This window comes from Xenorhabdus griffiniae, assembly GCF_001028135.1.
GTDB classification, from domain to species: Bacteria; Pseudomonadota; Gammaproteobacteria; order Enterobacterales; family Enterobacteriaceae; genus Xenorhabdus; species Xenorhabdus bakwenae.
In genome coordinates this window covers 85430-103738 of record NZ_LDNM01000015.1, presented here as the reverse complement: position 1 = coordinate 103738, position 18309 = coordinate 85430, and the positions used below count along the sequence as shown (strand labels likewise).

At 43.4% G+C, this 18309-nt stretch carries 20 protein-coding genes and 2 pseudogenes; 16 read left to right on the top strand and 6 right to left on the bottom strand.

Going from position 1 to position 18309, the window contains the following annotated elements:
• Positions 1-20 precede the first annotated feature (20 nt).
• From AAY47_RS04995 to AAY47_RS04980, 4 genes are all read left to right on the top strand, one after another.
• Positions 21-287 carry a hypothetical protein gene (locus tag AAY47_RS04995; protein ID WP_047767479.1) on the top strand — a complete coding sequence of 89 codons (267 nt, stop codon included), beginning with the start codon at positions 21-23 and terminating at the stop codon, positions 285-287.
• A 208-nt stretch (positions 288-495) separates the two neighbouring features.
• A complete protein-coding gene (locus AAY47_RS04990) occupies positions 496-732 on the top strand; it encodes a hypothetical protein (protein WP_047767477.1) in 237 nt (78 codons plus the stop codon).
• A gap of 54 nt (positions 733-786) precedes the next feature.
• Positions 787-1551, top strand: coding sequence for a gp53-like domain-containing protein (locus AAY47_RS04985; RefSeq protein WP_047767476.1), 765 nt, complete (start codon positions 787-789; stop codon positions 1549-1551).
• Positions 1552-1553: 2 nt separating this feature from the next.
• Positions 1554-2003 (top strand): tail fiber assembly protein, encoded by a 450-nt coding sequence (locus AAY47_RS04980; RefSeq protein ID WP_047767474.1) that lies wholly within the window; start codon positions 1554-1556, stop codon positions 2001-2003.
• A 29-nt stretch (positions 2004-2032) separates the two neighbouring features.
• Here the strand turns inward: AAY47_RS04980 and AAY47_RS22600 are convergent.
• Positions 2033-2101: pseudogene (locus AAY47_RS22600) on the bottom strand (tail fiber assembly protein); the annotation flags it as partial.
• A gap of 13 nt (positions 2102-2114) precedes the next feature.
• On the opposite strand from AAY47_RS22600, the gene AAY47_RS23035 reads away from it, so the two are divergent.
• The gene (locus tag AAY47_RS23035; RefSeq protein ID WP_255334780.1) at positions 2115-2237 is read left to right on the top strand and encodes a hypothetical protein; all 123 of its coding nucleotides are present in this window, start codon (positions 2115-2117) and stop codon (positions 2235-2237) included.
• Positions 2238-2277: 40 nt separating this feature from the next.
• Here the strand turns inward: AAY47_RS23035 and AAY47_RS04975 are convergent, their stop codons facing one another.
• Entirely contained in the window at positions 2278-2664 is a 387-nt protein-coding gene (locus AAY47_RS04975; RefSeq protein WP_047767473.1) for a LecA/PA-IL family lectin, read from the bottom strand.
• Between the two features lie 690 nt (positions 2665-3354).
• Here AAY47_RS04975 and AAY47_RS04970 point away from each other — a divergent pair.
• Together AAY47_RS04970 and AAY47_RS04965 are read left to right on the top strand one after the other, a co-directional pair.
• A pseudogene (locus AAY47_RS04970) lies at positions 3355-3522 on the top strand (NADP-dependent isocitrate dehydrogenase); the annotation flags it as partial.
• 128 nt (positions 3523-3650) lie between these two features.
• Complete coding sequence (locus tag AAY47_RS04965; protein ID WP_047767469.1) at positions 3651-4034, top strand: hypothetical protein; 384 nt, start codon at positions 3651-3653, stop codon at positions 4032-4034.
• Between the two features lie 168 nt (positions 4035-4202).
• Here AAY47_RS04965 and AAY47_RS04960 read toward each other — a convergent pair whose 3' ends face one another.
• Positions 4203-4574, bottom strand: coding sequence for a hypothetical protein (locus AAY47_RS04960; protein WP_047767467.1), 372 nt, complete (start codon positions 4572-4574; stop codon positions 4203-4205).
• A 382-nt stretch (positions 4575-4956) separates the two neighbouring features.
• On the opposite strand from AAY47_RS04960, the gene AAY47_RS04955 reads away from it, so the two are divergent.
• Positions 4957-6420: a tetratricopeptide repeat protein gene (locus tag AAY47_RS04955; protein ID WP_047767465.1), complete on the top strand. Its 1464-nt coding sequence runs from the start codon at positions 4957-4959 to the stop codon at positions 6418-6420.
• A gap of 10 nt (positions 6421-6430) precedes the next feature.
• Positions 6431-6802: an arsenate reductase (glutaredoxin) gene (arsC, locus tag AAY47_RS04950; RefSeq protein WP_053014208.1), complete on the top strand. Its 372-nt coding sequence runs from the start codon at positions 6431-6433 to the stop codon at positions 6800-6802.
• A gap of 82 nt (positions 6803-6884) precedes the next feature.
• Here arsC and hda read toward each other — a convergent pair whose 3' ends face one another.
• The 3 genes from hda to upp form a co-directional block, all read right to left on the bottom strand.
• Entirely contained in the window at positions 6885-7592 is a 708-nt protein-coding gene (gene hda, locus AAY47_RS04945; protein WP_047767461.1) for a DnaA inactivator Hda, read from the bottom strand.
• A 477-nt stretch (positions 7593-8069) separates the two neighbouring features.
• The gene (gene uraA, locus AAY47_RS04940; protein WP_047767459.1) at positions 8070-9380 is read right to left on the bottom strand and encodes a uracil permease; all 1311 of its coding nucleotides are present in this window, start codon (positions 9378-9380) and stop codon (positions 8070-8072) included.
• 75 nt (positions 9381-9455) lie between these two features.
• Positions 9456-10082 (bottom strand): uracil phosphoribosyltransferase, encoded by a 627-nt coding sequence (gene upp / locus AAY47_RS04935; protein ID WP_047767457.1) that lies wholly within the window; start codon positions 10080-10082, stop codon positions 9456-9458.
• 224 nt (positions 10083-10306) lie between these two features.
• Here upp and purM point away from each other — a divergent pair, with 224 nt between their 5' ends.
• From purM to mgtE, 7 genes are all read left to right on the top strand, one after another.
• Positions 10307-11350, top strand: coding sequence for a phosphoribosylformylglycinamidine cyclo-ligase (gene purM, locus AAY47_RS04930; protein WP_047767455.1), 1044 nt, complete (start codon positions 10307-10309; stop codon positions 11348-11350).
• A gap of 114 nt (positions 11351-11464) precedes the next feature.
• Positions 11465-12103: a phosphoribosylglycinamide formyltransferase gene (gene purN, locus AAY47_RS04925; protein ID WP_047767453.1), complete on the top strand. Its 639-nt coding sequence runs from the start codon at positions 11465-11467 to the stop codon at positions 12101-12103.
• A 189-nt stretch (positions 12104-12292) separates the two neighbouring features.
• The gene (gene speG / locus AAY47_RS04920; RefSeq protein ID WP_047767451.1) at positions 12293-12871 is read left to right on the top strand and encodes a spermidine N1-acetyltransferase; all 579 of its coding nucleotides are present in this window, start codon (positions 12293-12295) and stop codon (positions 12869-12871) included.
• 38 nt (positions 12872-12909) lie between these two features.
• A complete protein-coding gene (ppk1, locus tag AAY47_RS04915) occupies positions 12910-14979 on the top strand; it encodes a polyphosphate kinase 1 (RefSeq protein ID WP_047767449.1) in 2070 nt (689 codons plus the stop codon).
• A 3-nt stretch (positions 14980-14982) separates the two neighbouring features.
• Complete coding sequence (ppx, locus tag AAY47_RS04910; protein ID WP_047767447.1) at positions 14983-16515, top strand: exopolyphosphatase; 1533 nt, start codon at positions 14983-14985, stop codon at positions 16513-16515.
• 12 nt (positions 16516-16527) lie between these two features.
• Positions 16528-16704, top strand: coding sequence for a YfgG family protein (locus AAY47_RS20425; protein ID WP_072059743.1), 177 nt, complete (start codon positions 16528-16530; stop codon positions 16702-16704).
• Positions 16705-16774: 70 nt separating this feature from the next.
• Entirely contained in the window at positions 16775-18238 is a 1464-nt protein-coding gene (mgtE, locus tag AAY47_RS04905) for a magnesium transporter (RefSeq protein WP_047767445.1), read from the top strand.
• Positions 18239-18309: the final 71 nt, after the last annotated feature.

Below are 18309 nucleotides of genomic sequence, written 5' to 3'. Positions count from 1 at the left end.
TAGAGGGTCTCTGGCGGTTAATGCAGTCCTGTTTTGGCGACAACCTCAATAAATCAATGGACACACCACAGGGCCAATTAGTTACTACTCTGATAGCCATCATCACCGATGAGCGAAACTTTTTTATCAACCTCCTGAACAGTTTCGATCCCCGGTACGCTGACGGCATGATGCAGGATGCATTAGGCTATATCTATTTTCTCCAGCGTCACCGGGCGACAAAATCTGTTACTGAGGTCACGATTAACGGACTGGCAAACACGGTTATTCCTGCCGGATTTCTGTAGCGCGGCGGCCAATTTTGCACTATTTAGCGGTATATTCTGCACTATTCTAAGTGAAAATTACCGCCCCATAATGCACAGTGCAGAATAAAACGCCTGATTAAAATTACGATGTTTTTATCAAAACACGCGGTATATTTAGATTGTTTTTTACCCATTAACGCCGATGTTCCTCCAAACTCACATTTTGCACATTTATTGAACTGAAAATTTGTTTAATTTCAACCCGTTCAATAGTCAATTACCCGTTTCTACTGCCAAATCAACCCAGTGCGTAATTCTAGAAAACCTCGGTTTATCGGATACGGTGGATCTGGCGAAAAATGCCCTCAACAAAAACGATGGCGGTGAGTTGCTATCACCGGTTAAATTTTCAGGGTTTAGAAAAAATGCGGGGTCAATCGTCATTTCGACACAATCGGATGGTAATGACATTGGCGATGCATAGACACAACTCGGTTACAACACTGGCAGTGATTCAGCACCCAGATTCAGTCATTATTTGCGTGGCAGCGGTGTTACGCACATTGATACCTTCGGTGGATGCGATGTACGTGAGGGGTTACGCGTCGGTAAACAGGTTGTACCCGATGATTATGGAAATTTTGATAGCCGATATCTGAGCAAAAACGATGGCGGTGAATTGCTGTCACCGGTTAGATTCTCAGGGTTTAGAAAAAACACAGGTTCAATTGCGGTATCTACACATTCAGACGGCAATAATTTTGGGGATGGGCAAACACAATTTGGCTATAACAAAGGCTCGCAATCACGACCTGAATTCCACCATTACCTGCGTGGGCGGGGTGTTACCGCTATCGACACATTGGGTGGGTGTGACATTAGCGCGGAGCTGAGAGTCGGACGACAGGTTGTACCGCGCGATTACGGGAATTTTGATAGTCGGTATTTACGATTGACGCAAATTGGCGACGCGACGGGAAATGTCCCCAGCATGGCGTATTTTCTGGCGAGTTTAGGCTATAACGGCTGGCAGCAATTCCCATCGCAGGATGGGGCGGGTAACCTGATTATTCAATGGGGTGCGTTTGGGGAATTTAAATCTGGTGAGAGTGTGCAGGTACAATTTACCCGCCCATTCCCGCGGTATTGTGTATTTGCGGTACCGGTTGCCGTTGTACCGTATAGCACAAACACAACCACAGTTGAACCCGTCTACCTCGCGGAAAAAACGAATACACACGCCACGTTTAGGAAAGGCGGCACTGAGACACTGAATGGTATTTACATTGCGTTAGGATATTAATGATGAGCAAAACCTATATTTATTGCGCTAACAACGAAAAATGCGACCCTCCGTGTCCGGGGTTCTGGCCTGTGGATGAACGTCACCACTATCCCGACACGTTCCCGGATACTGGTGTAGAGGTTGACGAGGCGGTCAAACAACGATTTGATGGGCAATGGCCCAGTGGAAAACGGCTGGGCTGCGATGAACACGGCTACCCTGCATGGATTGATATCCCACCGCCACCTCCTCCGACGCCAGAGGAATTACAGCAGCGGGCTGAATCTCAAAAATCCTCATTGCGACAACAGGCAGATATCGCTATCGTCCCGCTCCAATACGCGGTCGATCTCCAGATGGAAACAGATAGCGAACGAGCGGCGCTGACAGAGTGGAAACGATACTGCGTCCTGCTTAACCGTGTAGACTGTTCGACAGCACCAAACATTGACTGGCCTAAAACACCATAGTGAAAATCAGGGGCGTAATGCCCCTTTAATTATTCCGGCTGTTCCGGCCATTGGATATCGGGGGCGGTAGCGCAATCTACCCGATTGAGCAGTATCCGATATTTGCGTCATGTGTCTAATGACCCTCCTGATGCCGAACCCTGCGACATTCCCGAAGGTTGTCGCTTAGATGTCCGCGTCCAGATGCCAGAGGATTCGGTGTGGAATGCGGGGCAGGAGAAAGTTGAAACGTAAAATAAACCCGCAGAAATTGCGGGTTGAGTAATTTCGCTATCTATCTATTGATTTCTTCAAGGGAACTTAAAATCTCGGAAGATTCCACTATGATATCAACTGAAAATTCACCTGAATTATCACCATATGCGTCCGAACTATCGTCAAATAGAAGTATCAATTCACCATCTATGGGGACTCTTCTGCGTAGTACGCCATTTCCTATTTTGTAGGTTTTGTTGGCGATTTTAGCAATTAAAGATAGGCTGGGTTTTGCAGGTTGGTAAACTGGCATGGTACCTTCAGGTGCTGCCCAGTTAATATTACCGTAGCCGTATTTTATCCAGCCTCTGGCAACAACAGATATTACATCTCCTGCTTTAAGCAAAAGCCCTGTAGGTTGACCTTGCTCAGCATTAGCAGGAACAACTCCAGACCAATCATACATAGTATTACCTCCAATTATGTTTTTATAACGTTATGAAGGCGGTGGGAGACTTCTCCGCCTGTGAACATCAATAAAATCGGTTCATTAATACTGGAGAGTGCGACTTGATTTAGGATGGCACGGAATGGCTGATAGGGAATTAATAAAATCTATTTCCCTATGGTTGATAAAGCTTGGTATGACAAAGTGAAATCAGAAAGTGACATAAAGAGGATAATTATTCCCTTTTAACTCATTGATTATTGCATTCATCCTCAGTTTGGCCTGTCACTCAGCGAAACTTTCCGTTAATGGGATTTAAAAGCCCATTAAGGTGATAATTCATGGAGAGGTACCCTCAAAATAGCGACTTTAAACAAGGGATTAAGTCGTTTTGTCCAGCCCCTTGCGCACAAGTAACATTCTGAAAAAGAAGGAATATATCCTTTTTGTCCAGTGCCTTTATTAGAGGGCTTGGATTCAAGTCCTACTGTGTGGTGATTCCCCGATTTTAAATCAGGAAATTTTAGCAATGTGTTTTTTGGGATTTTTAGCGATTTAATGTGGATTTGGTTAGATTTTTGTTTCTGCAAAACTTTTATTAAGATTATATAAAACAATAAGTTATTTAAGTGATTTTATATATATAAAACCGATGTGGCAGACCTTAAATACTCAATATATACAGTTAGTTACTATATGCATCGTATCCTGTTGTTGCGCCACATGGAATGGTTCGAGGCTGCCGACTTAATCGTTAAAGGTGTTGAAGGTTCCATTGCTGCCAAGACCGTAACTTACGATTTTGAGCGTCTGATGGAAGGCGATAAGCTGCTGAAATGTAGCGAATTCGGCGATACAATTATCTCACATATGTAATTAATTACTTAACTGAATAGATGACGGGAGCTTAATGGTTCCCGTTGTTTTTGACTATTAAATAATGAAGGGGGACAATGCAGTGTTAGGCTATACTGATTTATAAATCATCTGATTATGGTGTGCTTATGTGGAATAGTCATCCGCAAAGAGGAAATATGCAGTTATTAGCGAATTTTCTATCGCCAATCGATGCTCACATCGTCTTGGGCAGAATATTATCAGAAGATATTTATGCAGTCGTGATAGATGAAGGCATTGTATGGAATAACTATATGTATTCCCAAGCATTTGGTGGTGTTAAACTGCTTGTCCACTCTGCTGATATAGAACGCGCAAAAGTGATACTTACTGAAATTGAGGATAATAAGTTCTTGTTAGATAAAGCAGAGTCTAACCAGGACAATGAGAAAAAATTATCGTTTCAATATCATTTTTCTGAATTAATAAATACTTTTTTAGTCCTTTTATTGTTTTTAATATTCGGTATAGCATTGCCATTAATAAGCTGAAATTAAATTCTTTTCGGATGATTTAATTTAAATAAATTCATCCCCGATAAAGAGTCATCCGTTGATGCTGTATTTTTTCACAGTCATGTTTCTATCCGGCCCGGCTCTATTGACAACAAGACTAATAAAAAATAGAGCGACAACATAAGTAAATCGCTCTACAGGAGTCTATTTTGTACTGCCGGATAAAGCATGTTTTGTTTGTACTTTACATGCTTCAACAGATTTATCCAGTGATTCGTCAAAATGACGCGTGCTTGGAAAGGCTTGTTTATTTTTTCTGACTTCTGTGACCGTTTGTTTGATGGATGTCATAAATTCATCCTTGTTGCTTTGGATCTCTTTAAGATCAAATCCCTTGCTAGTTAATTCATTGAACGCCTTTTGCGCTATCGTGTCGGGTGAGTCATGGGTTTTAAATGCTTCGACAGAGGCTTTCCCGAACAAGTTACAATAAGTTTCTGCGGTCTTATCTGCATTAGCATGTGCCGCATATGAGAAGAATGGGGTAAGGAAAATGGGCAATAAAAGACGTTTCATAATTTCCTCTTGATCGACTATACCACGATAGTAGTAACAACTTTAACAGGAACGACAACATTAACAATAGTACATAACTCAACGTTTGTGCCGGATCTCAGCGGATAAAACAGTTACTATTGCACCATTAACCAGTGAACGTTGAGGCAGGATGTCGCTTATATCCACGTCTAAGAGTACGCTTGCCCCACTCACATAACCCTCTTTGTCATCCCACATCCAAGCGACCGCCGGCACTTTGTGTAGGGGAAGAGAGGGGCTTATTTCATTATTTTTCACTAAAATTTATTATAATTAATGGTTTTAAGGTACTCTTTTATCATAAAAGTATTCATGAAATTGATAGCTAAAACGGAGCACACTATTTTATGAGAATCACTTTATGAGAAAAACATCCAGAAAATCTTTGATAACTCTTTTTATCGGCCTGTTGTTATCGGGGAATTCTCCTGTATTCTCTGCACCGGCTGAAGATTCACTACCTGATATCGGCACCACAGCAGGGGCCACCCTCAGCATTAATCAGGAAATGGCTATAGGGGATTTTTATATACGCTCGATAAGGGGCCAGGCCCCGCTGATTTATGATCCGTTGCTGACTCAATACATTAATCAATTAGGCCAAAGGCTAGCCAATCATGCCGATGCAGTCAAAACCCCTTTTCATTTCTATCTGTTAGATAACTCTAATATTAATGCCCTTGCACTTTTCGGTGGTAATGTTGTTCTTTATTCAGGCCTGTTTCGCTATAGCAACAATGAAAGTGAACTGGCATCTGTCATGGCCCATGAGATTTCCCACATTACCCAACGACACTTAGCACGATCAATGGAAGAACAAAAACGTACCAGCCCTCTGGCATGGGCCGGCACATTGGGTTCTATCCTACTGATGATAGCCAACCCACAAGCAGGCATGGCTGCACTCAGCGGCACACTGGCAGGCGTCCAACAAGGCATGATCAGTTTTACCCAATCGAATGAGCAAGAAGCTGATCGTATCGGAATGCAAACGCTCAGCCGGACAGGATTTGATCCAAACGGTATGCCTGATTTTATGCAAATACTGGTAGATCAGTCTCGCTATAGCTCCAGGCTACCTGAAATGCTCTATACTCACCCACTCCCTGCCAGCCGTTTGGCCGACGCCCGTAATCGGGCAAATCAATATCCAGCGAAAGCGGTGCCAGAATCTCAGGATTTTCTGCTCGCCCGTATCCGTATTTTAACCCTGTATTCAACTGATCAACGTCCCTATATTGATCAATGGCTAAAGAAATATCGTCAGGGAACGGCCAAAGAACAGCTTGCGGCGGCCTATGGACAAGCTATTTTGCTTTCTGAAGATAAAAAGTATGCTGAAGCCAGAGTTATACTCTCTCCATTGCTAGATAAACAACCAGATAACATTTGGTTTATTGATACAATGACGGATATTGACATCGGGCAAAAACAGTATGCTAATGCTATCAATCGCTTACAGGATGCACTTAAGAAACAGAAAAATCATCGGGTATTGCAAATTAACCTCGCCAATGCCTATTTGATGGATAAAAAGTATTTTCTGGCATCACAACTTCTGTTTCGTTATACCTTTAATTACCCTGACGACCTTAATGGCTGGATACTGTTAAGAAAGACTGCTGGAGAGCAAGGGAAAAACAATGATGAACTCGCCGCCTATGCAGAAGTTATGGCATTGCAAGGTAATTTTAGCGCCGCGATAGAACAATTAAGCAAAGCCAGTGCATTGGCAAAACTGGGCAGTTATGAACAAGAACGATATGATGCCCGTATTGATCAATTACGCCAACAACAACAAAGTTATGAACGATATAAAAAATGAAGGGTTTTATATGCAACATGTTGACGCACGAAAAGTCACTTTTTACCACAATCCCCGTTGCTCAAAGAGCCGTGAAACTCTTAAGCTGATTGAAGAGCTGGGTATTACGCCGGAAATCATTCACTATCTTGATACCCCTCCGACAGCAGGACAACTTGCCGTACTATTAAAACAATTGGGGTTCAAAGATGCCCGCCAATTGATGCGTACTAAGGAAGATCTCTACCAGGCATTAAACCTTGGCGATACTACCTTATCCCAAGACGTATTGCTTCAGGCGATGGCTGAAAACCCTAAACTGATTGAACGCCCGATTGTTGTTGTCGGTGATAACGCTCGTTTGGGGCGTCCCCCTGAACAAGTTAAAGAAATTCTATGGTAAATATTTTTCAATAAAAAAGTGATAGAGAACCTATTTCTATCACTTTTTTATCTTGATCTCATTCCCTTACTGCTTTACTGACTCAAAGCTCAAGGATATCTTTTACAAACGGGATCGTTAGTTTACGTTGCGCCACAATGGAAGCACGGTCAAGTTCATCTAACGTCCTGAACAACGTTTGCATTTCCCTATCGAGTCGTTTCAACACAAAACGCCCTACATCTTCCGGCAATTCAAAACCCCGTAATTTGGCCCGTAATTGCAATGCCTGGATTTTCTCATCATCTGACAGAGGTTGTAATTTATAAATTTGCCCCCAATCGAGACGAGATGCCAAATCCGGTAGTGTCAGGTTAATTTGCCGAGGAGGACGATCACCGGTGATCAAAAGACAAGTCCGGCCAATTTCTACAATGCGGTTGTAAAGATTGAAAATCGCCATCTCCCATGCCTGATCACCAGCAATACACTCAATATTATCGATGCACACTAATGATAAATGTTCCATACCATCAAGGACTTCAGGGACAAAATAGGCGCGTTTATCCAATGGTACATACCCTACAGCTTCTCCTTGTTGGGACAATTCGGCACAGGCTGCGTGAAGCAAATGGCTCTTACCCCCGCCATCGCGGGACCAGAAATAGATATAACTACCGTGTGACTGACTAATGGCCAATTTTATTGCAGCTAATAAGGAAGTATTCTCACCTGCAAAGAAACTGGCAAAAGTTTCATCATCGGGCAAATATAATGGTAGTGAAAGCTGCGACGGTGTATTCAGAAGCACCTCAAACAGAATGGATAACGAACAGTGCTAAGTCTACCACAAAAAGTCTCTATAAATGAAACGAATGCTTTGGTGAAAGCAGGAGATTATCATCAAAGCACACGCCCCCATAAAATGAGTAAATTACGACCAGCAATAATCAATATTACCAATCCAACTTCAGGATGCGTGTTATATTTCCCCTTTAGCACTCATGATCTTAGCATTCTTTTCTTTAATGGCAGGTGAAGCAAAATTTAAGTTTTTTATAGCGATAATAATTTTAATACCTCTTGCTATATTTATAACTTCTTTTAAGTCAGCTTATGAGTCGTTTATATTTATGAAAAAACATAAACGACTTTAATAAATATTTACCCCAGATAGAGCATTTAAGACATCACCGTCAGCCCGGTTTTCTACCGGAAATTGCCGCCGATCTTATTGCTTATACATTCCAATCTAAAAAATCTTTCCAATTCCTTTCATTGACGTATTTTATTCTACTACTTCACTCTTCTTATCATTTCTGATTGATTCCACAGAAGAGTTAATATACGGCTCTTCTGGGCGGATAAAGTTGAGCAGTTTAAAAAACAGGCTTAAACCAATCCCCACAACCGTTGCAAGCGCCATACCTTTTAATTCTACCGCACCGATCTGAATTTTCGCTCCGCTGACACCAATAATCAAAATAATGGAAGTCAGGATCAGGTTTTGTGCCTTACTGTAATCCACCTTCGCATCAATCAAAACTCGAATACCTGATGCACCAATGACACCATACAATAACAGGGAAACACCGCCCATTACAGGAACTGGGATCATCTGGATCGCGGCCGACAATTTACCGACACAAGAAAGCAATATTGCCATTATCGCAGCACCACCAATCACCCATGTACTGTACACACGGGTCAGCGCCATAACACCAATATTTTCACCATAAGTCGTGTTAGGCGTTGAACCAAAGAAACCCGAAATTATCGTTGAAAAACCATTGGCAAACATTGAACGATGCAGACCGGGGTTTTTAAATAAATCTTTCTGCACAATATTGGCTGTTACCACTAAATGCCCGACGTGCTCAGCAATAACCACCAGCGCCGCAGGTAAAATTGTCATCATGGCAAACCATTCAAAACGCGGCGTATAGAACGTCGGTAATGCAAACCACAGCGCTTCACGGACTGGCGTTAAATCTACAACGCCCATAAAAAATGACAGCGCATACCCGACTAAAACACCCGTCAGAATCGGAATAATCGCCATAAAACCACGGAATATCACCGATCCCAAGATGGTCACACCCAACGTCACCATAGATATGGTCAGGTTGGTCAGATTCATTTCAGTGCCTGCCGCTGGACGCAATCCCGCCATATCAGCAGCAACACCTGCCAATTCCAGGCCGATCACAGCAACAATCGCTCCCATCGCGGCCGGTGGAAACATTGCATTGATCCATCCCCTTCCTGCAACTTTGACAATCAGGGCCACCAGACAAAACAGCAAACCACAGACAATAAATCCCCCCAATGCCAATTCATATCCCAGAGGCAGTAATAACAATACAGGAGAAATAAAAGCAAAACTGGAACCTAAGTAAGCCGGAATTCTTCCTTTGCAAATGAATAAATACAGCAATGTTCCGATGCCATTGAATAACAAAATTGTCGCGGGATTTACTTTAAACAAAATGGGAACCAAAACGGTTGCACCAAACATGGCAAACAGATGCTGCAAACTTAAAGGAATAATCTGTGCCAAAGGCGGTCTTTCTTCTACGCCAATAGTCCGACGGGTCATTATTGATATCCTCTTATATCTTATATCACCTTGCCAGAAACCCAAAAAAGCCGACTTATTAGCCGGCTATCAATGTTATTTGGTGCCAAATATTTTATCACCCGCATCCCCTAAACCCGGGACGATGTAGCCATCTTCATTGAGATAGTTATCAATTGAAGCGGTATACAGTTCAACATCAGGGTGAGCCTTCTCCAGTGCTGCGATCCCTTCCGGCGCAGCAACCAAAACTAATACCTTAATGGCAGAGCATCCCGCTTTTTTCAACAAATCAATAGTAGCGATCATGGAGCCACCGGTTGCCAACATCGGATCAACCACTAATGCCATGCGTTCATTAATATCGGAGACTAATTTCTGAAAATAAGGCACGGGTTCAAGGGTTTCTTCATCACGATATACACCAACAACACTGATTCGTGCACTAGGGATATTTTCCAGTACACCATCCATCATACCCAGGCCCGCACGCAGGATAGGGACTACCGTAATTTTTTTTCCTTTAATCTGATCTATCTCTACCGGACCACACCATCCGTCAATGGTCACTTTCTCGACTGCCAAATCAGCAGTTGCTTCATATGTCAGAAGACTCCCCACCTCTGAAGCCAGTTCACGAAAGCGTTTGGTGCTGATATCATGATCTCGCATCAGGCCAAGTTTATGTTTAACTAGCGGGTGTTTAACCTCAACGATTTTCATGGGTTTCTCCTAATAGCCGGCAGATAAAAAAATCGCGGGATTATAACTCCTTTTCGGTATCAAACCACTACCAATCTATTAATTTTTATCACTAACGCGTTATTTTCTTCGATCCCGACCTGACAGGAAACCGATATAAAGCTATCGCAAACGTTTGCTTAGGCTGTTAGAATTGTCGCCGTTCTGTTTTATTTATAAAAATGCAACCGCCTGGGAGCTACGCAGTGACCAACAAAACCTCTCTTAGCTATAAAGATGCTGGTGTCGATATTGATGCCGGTAATGTCTTAGTCAATCGTATCAAAGGTGTCGTAAAACAGACCCGTCGCCCCGAAGTGATGGGAGGATTAGGTGGTTTCGGTGCATTATGTGCCCTGCCACAGAAATATCGAGAACCGGTGTTAGTTTCCGGTACAGATGGCATGGGGACTAAACTGCGTCTGGCCATGGACTTGAAACGCCATGACACAATCGGAATTGATTTGGTCGCTATGTGTGTCAATGATCTGGTTGTACAAGGTGCCGAACCTCTTTTCTTCCTTGATTATTATGCTACTGGCAAACTGGATGTCGACACAGCCGCCAGTGTCATCACGGGCATAGCAGAAGGCTGCAAACAAGCAGGCTGTGCATTAGTCGGTGGTGAAACGGCAGAAATGCCCGGCATGTATCACGGTGAAGATTATGATGTCGCGGGTTTTTGCGTTGGTGTTGTTGAAAAATCGGCAATTATTGACGGCAGTCAGGTTCAGACCGGTGATGCCCTGATTGCACTTGCATCCAGCGGGCCGCACTCCAATGGTTATTCTTTAATCCGTAAAATTCTCGAGGTAAGTCAGACAGATCCAGAGGCTACCGAACTTGAAGGAAAACCACTCGCCGATCACTTACTTGCCCCAACCCAAATTTACGTCAAATCCATTCTGGCGCTGATTGAAAAAGTGGATGTTCATGCGATTGCACATCTGACCGGCGGCGGCTTCTGGGAAAATATTCCACGTGTTCTGCCAGAAAATAGGCAGGCCAGAATTAAAGCTGACAGTTGGCAATGGCCGGCGATTTTTACCTGGTTACAGCAAGCCGGTAATGTCAGCGAGCATGAAATGTACCGCACATTTAACTGCGGAGTCGGTATGATAATCGCACTTCCTCAGTCTCAGGCAGAACAAGCGATTTCGTATCTGACTGCGTCAGGCGAAAATGCATGGCAAATTGGAACAATTGCTGAAATTAATGCCGATGAGCAACCTGTCGTTATTACAAAATAAGCTATTACAAAATAAATAGCTTGTCTGATTGATTTCAAGTTACAGCCAATAAAGCTGTAGCTTGAAAAAATGAAGTGCATATTAATCAATGAATTTCTTCAGTGAAAACCCGTTATGAAAAAAATTGTCGTTTTAGTCTCCGGCAATGGCAGCAATCTTCAATCCATTATTGACGCCTGCCAGCAAAACCGAATTAATGGATATATTGCTGCGGTTTTCAGTAATAATGCTGATGCCTATGGCCTGCAACGTGCTGAACAAGCAGATATCCCTGCCCACTTTATCAACCCGAAAACTTATGCAGATCGTACAAGTTATGATATCGCCCTACTCAGCGCTATTGATCAATACGCTCCCGATTTAGTGGTCTTAGCCGGTTATATGAAAATCTTATCGCCCGAATTTGTCCAGCACTACTATGGGCGTCTGCTCAATATTCACCCTTCCCTCTTGCCTAAATATCCCGGCCTGCATACCCATCGGAAAGCCATTGAAAATGGGGATAAAGAACATGGTACGTCCGTCCATTTTGTTACTGAAAAATTGGATGGCGGCCCTATTATTTTACAAGCTAAAGTACCGATTTTTGCGGGAGATAAAGAAACAGAAGTCATCGGCCGTGTACAAACTCAGGAACACTATATTTATCCTTTGGTCATCGGCTGGTTTTTAGAGCAACGTTTGGTTATGGAAGGCAATAACGCCATTATGGATGGCAAGATCCTGCCTCCACAGGGTTACGCATCAGAATAATTAACCTGCTGACTTCAACTTACGGCTCTGTGTTAGCGGATTTTGTTATAATGTTTTTTAAGTGCTATATTCCAGTAAGACTTTGCTGTAAGTTGCTATTTTGGATTGATTTATCTGGCAATAATTATTTATTCAATATCAAATATATTTATACCCTATCGATTTCACTACAAAACACTGAGGTATCCAATGTCCAGTGGTTCGGAAAATCCATCGGTAAATTTACGTCCTCTTGAACGAGAAGATCTTCCTTTTGTTCATCAACTCGATAATAACGCCAGTGTTATGCGCTACTGGTTTGAAGAGCCTTATGAAGCCTTTGTTGAATTATGCGACCTCTATGACAAGCATATACATGACCAACGTGAGCGCCGTTTTATTATCGAAAGCCTGAATTCCAAAGTCGGTTTGGTGGAGCTGGTCGAGATTGATTATGTCCACCGTCGTGCGGAATTTCAGATTATCATCGCTCCGGCTTATCAAGGACAAGGTTACGCAGCGGTAGCCGTCAAACTTGCGATGGAATACGCTTTTGCTGTCTTAAATCTTTACAAACTGTATCTGGTTGTTGATAAAGAGAATACGAAAGCAATTCATATCTACAATAAATTGGGATTCCATACTGAAGGTGAATTAATCGATGAGTTTTTTGTAAACGGCTCTTATCATACCGCTATCAGGATGTGTACTTTCCAGCACCACTATTTCGCCAGGAAAACCCGTGAAACCCAAATCAGCAACATCGACTCATTAAACGCCAACCATTAAACTAAGTGGAAAACCCCATAGAGTTGAAAGGAGTAGTAATGTCCCACGATCGTCTTTATAACGAGAAAGAACTCAGTTGGCTCTCTTTCAACGAACGTGTACTTCAGGAAGCGGCTGACAAAAGTAACCCGCTGATTGAAAGAATGAGGTTTTTAGGGATCTACTCCAACAACTTAGATGAGTTTTATAAAGTACGCTTTGCTGATGTAAAGCGGCGTATTCTTATCAGTGAAGAGCGGGGTTCAGCCACCGCTGCCCGCCAATTGTTGAAAAAGATTCAGACTAAGGTTGCCAAAATCGATCAAGAGTTCGATGCTCTCTATAACGATTTACTGCTGGAAATGGCACGTAACCAGATTTTCTTGATCAATGAACGGCAGATATCCCCGAATCAACAGATCTGGATGCGGCAATATTTTCGCCAGCATTTGCGGCCACATATCACGCCAATCGTCATCAACCCAGAAACTAATTTGGTTGAATTTCTCAAGGATGATTACACCTATTTGGCTGTTGAAATTATCCAAGGGCAAGAAACACAATATGCTTTGTTGGAAATTCCATCGGATAAAGTCCCGCGTTTCGTCAACTTGCCTCCAGAGATGCCAAAAAAACGCAAGTCAATGATATTACTTGATAATATTCTGCGTTACACGCTGGATGAAATTTTCAAAGGATTTTTCGATTACGATACCTTAAACGTCTATTCGATGAAAATGACCCGTGATTCCGAATATGATCTGGCAACAGAGATGGAATCCAGCCTGCTGGAACTGATGTCTTCTACACTGAAACAGAGACTGACGGCGGAGCCTGTACGGTTTGTTTATCAGCGTGATATGCCTGATGAAATGGTGGAACTACTGCGGAGCAAGCTGGGATTATCCAATGATGACTCGGTGATTGCAGGTGGCCGTTATCATAACTTTAAAGATTTCATCAAATTTCCCAATGAAGGCAATCGGAATCTCCAGAATAAACCCACGCCACGACTGCGCCATACCTGGTTCGACCATTTCCGCAACGGATTCGACGCTATCCGTGAAAGAGATGTTCTGCTTTATTATCCTTATCACACATTCGAACATGTGTTGGAATTGCTACGTCAGGCTTCTTTCGATCCCAGTGTGCTCTCGATTAAGATTAATATCTACCGCGTCGCAAAAGACTCTCGCATTATTGACTCCATGATCCACGCCGCATACAACGGCAAGAAAGTGACTGTCGTGGTAGAGTTACAGGCACGTTTTGACGAAGAAGCCAATATTCATTGGGCAAAACGCCTCACTGAAGCCGGTGTACATGTTATCTTCTCCGCCCTTGGCCTGAAAATTCACGCAAAACTCTTCATCATTTCGCGTCTGGAAGGGGAAGAAATTATCCGTTATGCCCATATTGGTACAGGAAATTTCAACGAAAAAACAGCTCGGCTCTATACCGATTATTCTCTGCTGACCGCCAACCCTGAAGTTACCAATGAAGTTCGCCGAGTATTTAACTTTATTGAAAACCCTTATCGGCCCGTCACATTTGATAATTTAATGGTATCGCCGCAAAATTCGCGGGCTATGCTCAATCAACTGATTACCCAGGAAATCGAAAATGCACGAGCCGGTGAATTAGCTGGCATCACGCTGAAAATTAATAATCTGGTAGATAAGGAGTTGGTGGACCGCCTGTATGATGCCTCGGAAGCGGGCGTCAAGATCCGCATTCTGGTGCGCGGAATGTGCTCTTTAGTTCCCAATCAACCCGGCTTTAGTGAAAACATTCAAGTCACCAGTATTGTGGATCGTTTTCTGGAACATGATCGCGTTTATGTTTTCATCAACAAAGGCAATGAAAAAGTTTTCCTTTCTTCGGCCGACTGGATGACCCGTAACATTGACTATCGCATTGAAGTGGCCGTTTGTCTGCTCGACCCCAGACTAAAACAACAAGTTATGGATATTCTTGAACTACAATTCAGTGATACCGTCAAGGCACGATATATTGATAAGGAATTGAGCAATCGCTATGTTCCGCGAGGAAATAAGCGTAAAATCCGCGCACAGCTTGCTGTTTATGATTATTTGAAAAACCTTGAACAACCGGAATCAAGAGCCTGATCTATGCCGTTGAAACACAACACGCCAATGCCCAAACCGCAAGAAATTGCCACTATTGATTTGGGTTCCAATAGCTTTCACATGGTCATCGCCCGTATCGTCAACGGTGCATTACAGGTTATCGGGCGTTTAAAGAAACGGGTTTATCTTGCCGATGGGCTAAACAGTAAAAATGAGTTAAGCGCAGATGCCATAAACCGTGGCCTGAAATGCCTCGCTCTGTTTGCTGAACGGTTGCAGGGTTTTCCCGCAAGTAATGTCTGTTTGGTGGGAACGCATAGTTTACGTGAAGCGACCAACGTACAAGAATTTCTGCAACAGGCAAAAGAAGTTATCCCCTATTCCATTGAAATTATCTCTGGTCATGAAGAAGCTCGCCTGATTTTCATGGGCGTTGAGCATACACAACCGGAAAAAGGCCGGAAATTGGTGATTGATATTGGCGGTGGCTCAACGGAATTGGTCATTGGTGAAGACTTTGAACCGCTGTTGATTGAAAGCCGCCGTATGGGTTGCGTCAGTTTTTCTCGCCAGTTCTTTCCGGACGGTATCATTAATGAGCATAATTTTCGCAAGGCACGACTCCAGGCGGCACAAAAATTGGAAAATCTCGTCTGGCAATTTCGGACAAAAGGCTGGGATTTTGCTTTAGGTGCATCGGGAACGATCAAGGCAATACACGAACAGTTGGTCGAGCTGGGTGAAAAAGATGGACTGATTACCCCAGAGCGCCTAAACATGCTGGTGAAACGTGTCCTGAAATACAAAAATTTCAATACGCTGGCATTGCCGGGATTATCTAATGACCGTAAACAAACGTTTGTTCCCGGGTTATCAATCTTGTGCGGTATTTTTGATGCTTTGCATATTCAAGAATTACGCTTGTCTCATGGTGCATTGCGGGAAGGTGTGCTGTATGAAATGGAAGATCGTTTCCGCCATCAGGATATTCGTCAACGAACGGCCAAGAGTCTTGCCGAACACTATAATATCGATCGAGAACAAGCAGCACGCGTTTGGAATACCGCCAAAAATCTTTATGACCAATGGTCAGAACAACATCCCAAACGCGTACATCCACAACTGGAATCTATTCTGCTGTGGGCGGCCATGCTGCATGAAGTCGGTTTAAGCATCAATCTGAGTGGTCTGCAACGGCATTCAGCTTACATCCTGCAAAATACCGATCTACCGGGGTTTACCCAAGAGCAGCAATCGTTGCTGGCAACACTGGTTCGTTATCATCGCAAAGCGGTTAAAGTCCATGAGCATCCCCGCTTCTATCTGTTTAAGAAAAAACAGTATCTTCCCATGCTTAAGATATTGCGATTGGCAACCTTGTTGAATAACCAACGCCAGGCGACTACAACACCGGATACACTAAGGCTAAAAACTGATCATCATCATTGGACGCTCTACTTACCTAAAAACTATCTAAAACAAAATGCGCTTGTGTTGCTCGATTTGGAGCAAGAGCAAAGCTACTGGGATGATGTGGCTGGCTGGCACTTACACATTGCAGAGGAATCAACTTAACGATATTGCGTGATGAAAAAGAAAAAGAAAACTGTTCAAATTATAAAATTGGTTCTGTTTATCAGCTTCTTTATTTTCTTTGGACGCTTTATCTATTCATTTATGGCAGCATTAGAGCATCATCAGCAAACTCAGCAGCAATTGGTGACGCCCTTACGGGGTTCGACAACAGAATATCATACCCAATAGCTGTTAAATTTATGGCGATATTATTGCAATCGCCGGTTGTTAGCCCTATTTTCTGCCTTAAAGGTTTACTATGTCACAACCAACCTTTACACCTGATAACTCAACTGTTGCCAGCCAGCACTCCCAAAAACTGGCACATATTCGTCAGCGGCTGCTTTCTCTATTCAACCACGATAAGCTCTTTGTCGATACATTATTAGGACAGGCTGATGAACATTCAGCAATCAGTGACAAAAAGTTATTGGAAAAAATAGAGGAAGTCAGTGCACTGCTAACCAGCCTGCATACCGCCGATATTGCCGATATTTTGGAAGCCTTACCTTATGATGAACGTCTCGCTTTATGGCGCCTGATCGACAATAACCAGCGCGGTGAGGTGCTGGTAGAAGCCTCCATTCCCGTTTGGGATAACCTAATCAAGGATATGACTGACGTTGAGCTGTTACGTGCCATCGGTAAACTGCACGTCGATGAACAAGCCTATATTGCTGAACATCTTCCCCGTGATACCACCCGACGCTTGCTGACTTATTTAGAGCCGGGCCAGCGCAATCGTATCCGAGAAGTCTTGCAGTACCACAAAGACAGTATCGGCCAAATGATGGATTTCGAGTTCGTGACAGTACGAAGCAATGTTACACTCGGCACCGTGCAGCGCTTTTTACGTTCCCGAGACGCCATTCCTGAAACAACAGATAAGATCTTTGTTATTGACCGCAAAAATCGTCTACAGGGAGAGCTGCCACTTACCACTTTGCTGATCAACGTACCGGATAAATTAGTTTCCGAAGTCATGAATACGGATACCGTGACTTTCTTACCGGAGCAAAAAGGTGAAGATGCCGCCAGTGCATTTGAACGTTATGATCTGATTTCTGCCGCCGTGGTAGACAACAACGGGCGTCTGATGGGGCGCCTGACTGTTGAAGATATTGTTGATACCTTGAGTGAAGAAACGGATACCAATATTCGCCGCATGGGAGGCTTAAGCCGCGAAGAAGATGTTTTTGCGCCGGTTGGCCAGGCTGTCAAAACCCGCTGGACATGGCTTGCCATCAATTTGTGTACCGCTTTTGTGGCATCAAGGGTTATCGGACTTTTTGAGCATACCATTTCCCAGCTCGTCGCACTTGCGACCTTAATGCCCATCGTGGCAGGTATCGGCGGCAATACCGGTAACCAAACTATCACCATGATCGTCCGTGCACTTGCGCTCCATCAAATCCAGACAGGGGGGTTTTCTTACCTGCTATTAAGGGAATTTGGCGTTGCCTTTATCAACGGCATCATCTGGGGTGGGCTGATGGGCGTGATTACTTATCTGCTCTATGGTGATCTTGCTATGGGAGGCGTCATGACAATGGCCATGATATTAAACCTGCTGATGGCCGCGCTGATGGGAGTTTTGATCCCATTTATTATGATGAAACTGGGAAGAGATCCCGCCATCGGCTCCAGTGTCATGATTACAGCCATTACCGATACAGGCGGTTTCTTTATTTTTTTAGGATTAGCAACATTATTTTTGGTTTAATTAAGTTTGCATAAATGCCGATAATTGCATCGGCGTTTTTTAATTATTAATACACTCTGTCGTCCCAAACA

Bases quoted from the DNA above. Each gene is read 5' to 3' on its own strand.
- AAY47_RS04995 (WP_047767479.1), top strand. From the start codon at position 21: ATGCAGTCCTGTTTTGGCGACAACCTCAATAAATCAATGGACACACCA.
- AAY47_RS04980 (WP_047767474.1), top strand. From the start codon at position 1,554: ATGAGCAAAACCTATATTTATTGCGCTAACAACGAAAAATGCGACCCT.
- AAY47_RS04975 (WP_047767473.1), bottom strand. From the start codon at position 2,664: ATGTATGATTGGTCTGGAGTTGTTCCTGCTAATGCTGAGCAAGGTCAA.
- AAY47_RS04965 (WP_047767469.1), top strand. From the start codon at position 3,651: ATGTGGAATAGTCATCCGCAAAGAGGAAATATGCAGTTATTAGCGAAT.
- AAY47_RS04960 (WP_047767467.1), bottom strand. From the start codon at position 4,574: ATGAAACGTCTTTTATTGCCCATTTTCCTTACCCCATTCTTCTCATAT.
- AAY47_RS04955 (WP_047767465.1), top strand. From the start codon at position 4,957: ATGAGAAAAACATCCAGAAAATCTTTGATAACTCTTTTTATCGGCCTG.
- arsC (WP_053014208.1), top strand. From the start codon at position 6,431: ATGCAACATGTTGACGCACGAAAAGTCACTTTTTACCACAATCCCCGT.
- uraA (WP_047767459.1), bottom strand. From the start codon at position 9,380: ATGACCCGTCGGACTATTGGCGTAGAAGAAAGACCGCCTTTGGCACAG.
- upp (WP_047767457.1), bottom strand. From the start codon at position 10,082: ATGAAAATCGTTGAGGTTAAACACCCGCTAGTTAAACATAAACTTGGC.
- purN (WP_047767453.1), top strand. From the start codon at position 11,465: ATGAAAAAAATTGTCGTTTTAGTCTCCGGCAATGGCAGCAATCTTCAA.
- speG (WP_047767451.1), top strand. From the start codon at position 12,293: ATGTCCAGTGGTTCGGAAAATCCATCGGTAAATTTACGTCCTCTTGAA.
- ppk1 (WP_047767449.1), top strand. From the start codon at position 12,910: ATGTCCCACGATCGTCTTTATAACGAGAAAGAACTCAGTTGGCTCTCT.
- ppx (WP_047767447.1), top strand. From the start codon at position 14,983: ATGCCGTTGAAACACAACACGCCAATGCCCAAACCGCAAGAAATTGCC.
- AAY47_RS20425 (WP_072059743.1), top strand. From the start codon at position 16,528: ATGAAAAAGAAAAAGAAAACTGTTCAAATTATAAAATTGGTTCTGTTT.
- mgtE (WP_047767445.1), top strand. From the start codon at position 16,775: ATGTCACAACCAACCTTTACACCTGATAACTCAACTGTTGCCAGCCAG.